The sequence below is a fragment of the Clostridium sp. genome (assembly GCF_051650885.1).
Lineage (GTDB): Bacteria > Bacillota > Clostridia > Clostridiales > Clostridiaceae > Clostridium.
Map to the genome: position 1 here is coordinate 1 of NZ_JBOFRG010000245.1, position 1716 is coordinate 1716.

General features: G+C 31.4%; 2 protein-coding genes. One reads left to right on the plus strand and one right to left on the minus strand.

Annotation, left to right across the window (positions count from 1 at the left end):
* Positions 1 to 771 precede the first annotated feature (771 nt).
* A complete protein-coding gene (locus ACRC28_RS11645; protein ID WP_438543611.1) occupies positions 772 to 939 on the plus strand; it encodes a hypothetical protein in 168 nt (55 codons plus the stop codon).
* A 385-nt stretch (positions 940 to 1324) separates the two neighbouring features.
* On the opposite strand, the gene ACRC28_RS11650 is transcribed toward ACRC28_RS11645, so the two are convergent.
* The coding region (locus ACRC28_RS11650) for a hypothetical protein (protein ID WP_438543612.1) at positions 1325 to 1716 on the minus strand (392 nt) is incomplete at its 5' end.

Consider the following 1716-nt stretch of genomic DNA (forward strand, 5'->3'; position numbering starts at 1 on the left):
CGAGATTTAATTTAAAACAAATCACTGAAAGCTGTACAGAGCAAGGAAGAATGAACTAGTTTAATAAGGGGTCTTCTACATGGCTTGTAATTAGAACAAACAGGCTAGATCTGAAGCATATTACTGCTTTCTACAAGATAGAAATATCTTCAGTGGCTTGAAAAGACAATGTCATATCTGAAGATCTTATAGAAAGACTGTAGATCATTTAGGTTTCAAATGTGATCGAATGTCGGGGTTTGATTATATGAGAAGACACAACGAGGTAAAAAGATGTCTACATCTCTTGTTATGTAAGAAGTATGGCTTTTGAAAATCTAGTAAGATAAGAACCTACTCAGTACAAGAAGTATTGTCTATCGATAATGTTGAAGTACGAATGGATACGGGTATTTAAACAGACATTAAGGTCTGACATAACAAATCTGATATTCTTGTATTAAATAAGAAGAAAATAAATTTAGATTTTCGAGCTAAATAAACGACCAAGATTTTCTTACAGTAAAATTGAATTGGAAATTAAGAAAATACAATCTTCTTGCTAATGAGATCGGATTAATTTAAAAAGATAAAACAAGAATAGTTCCCTATTTAATGACATGGGACAGTGTGGTAACGACTAATCGCAAGAAGTACATTTAAAAGCTAGGAATCAAACTTACATTTGAAGGAAACATTCAGTCTGTTGTGGTTTAGAAAACCTTTGAGAGTTATTTTCTGGAGTAAGACGAAGCTGTTGAAGAAGAGATTGAGAAATCATTGGAGAATCTGGTGAGTTCTAGTGGAGAAGTTGAAGATGTAGAACATGAAAGGAAAGACACAAGACCCGAGCCGAAAATACCTGGTGAAACTCATTACACTGATGATCTTTTAACTAAGAAACCTTGTCAGATGAAAGACTCTATATGGAATTCTTCAATTCAATCTACTGACATCTAAATGATAAGAAACAAGAAAATCTCAGTCCAATAATTTTTTTATAAGTTTGAAGCTAAAATGATTAGGTAAAATTTAAAATTAATTATGAAGCTTAAATGATAATTTAAATTTAGAAGTAAATATGAAGTATAAGAGATAAATATTAAGACTAAAAGATCAAAATGAAGACAGAAAGATTTAAATTAAGAAAAAATCAAAAAAAGAAGTCAAAAAGATCAATATTAAGTAAAAAACAAATATTTAATAAATGAGATCAATATTAAGAAAAAATCAAATATTTGATATATTAAAGATTAAAATTAAATTAAAAAAAATCTTTGATATATTAAAGATTAAAATTAAATTAAAGAGAATATTTTTTTGAAGCTTTTTGAAGTTAGGTTTACTATGTTGAAGTAAGTGTGGCCCGCCCAGAGGTTGTCTCATCTATACCAAGCCTACAGGCGATCTCATCCACCTCTCTTGTTGCCGATCCTCCCTCCTGGTGTCCTTGCCTGTGTTCGAAAGAAATACTCTCTAGAGTCTTTTTTAGGACTTTTGACTGGATATACGTCTCGGTACTAGTTGAAAGATTGAGGCTTTTAACATGACTTCTGTGATATTTCGTCACACATCCATCCCACGTCATGACATACGGTATAATTTTGACCTTACATTTGTACATCAACCCTACTTCGTTAGCTAAAAGATCATACTTGCGGGTTTTTTCAAGTTCCACCGTCTGCAGGTTGTCAAGGGAGGTGATTCCGATTTCAATAATAAAGATTTCCTTTTTTA